Raw genomic sequence first — 581 nt, 5'->3', positions numbered from 1 at the left:
TGTCATTGGCATAGGTGATAGTCCTTACTCACAATATCTGTCGGTTTACACCGTTATTGATTGTTGTTGTGAGTGGTGTTTGGTAAGTGTTTCAGTGCCAACATTAACGCCGTGATGCTTCGTGCTTCACAGAAGTCCAAATGCGTTAATAGCTCTTCGGCTTGTGCGAGTGGCCAGCGCACAATTTCTAACGGCTCTGGTTCGTCACCTTCTTGCTTTGCAGGGTATAGCGATTGACCTAGAAACAGCGTCATCTTGCTCGAAAAATAAGAAGGAGCAAGGATCACTTGTTTTAACGGGGTGAGTTCCTTACAACCAAAACCAATTTCTTCTTTTAGTTCGCGGTCAGCGGCCTGATGTGGCGTTTCACCGGGATCGATAAGACCTTTAGGAAAACCCAGTTCGTAACGCTCTGTACCAGCAGCGTATTCACGTACCAACAGTAAATCGCCCTGCTCGGTTATCGGTACAACCATTACGGCATCGCGACCACTTGGCTTCATGCGCTCATAAGTGCGATGCTCGCCATTGGAGAAGCGAAGGTCGAGGGCTTCCACAGCAAACAGTTTTGATCGAGCGAC

Annotated in this window: 1 protein-coding gene; it reads right to left on the bottom strand. The window is 48.0% G+C overall.

The genetic code is table 11. The features are described from left to right. Positions 1-53 precede the first annotated feature (53 nt). A partial coding sequence (gene nudE / locus R7P74_RS28040; RefSeq protein WP_318123948.1) for an ADP compounds hydrolase NudE occupies positions 54-581 on the bottom strand: 528 nt, incomplete at its 5' end.

The organism is Vibrio sp. 2033 (assembly GCF_033339735.1).
The sequence above is the reverse complement of the archived record's forward strand: the minus strand, read 5'-3'. Positions and strand labels throughout refer to the sequence as shown.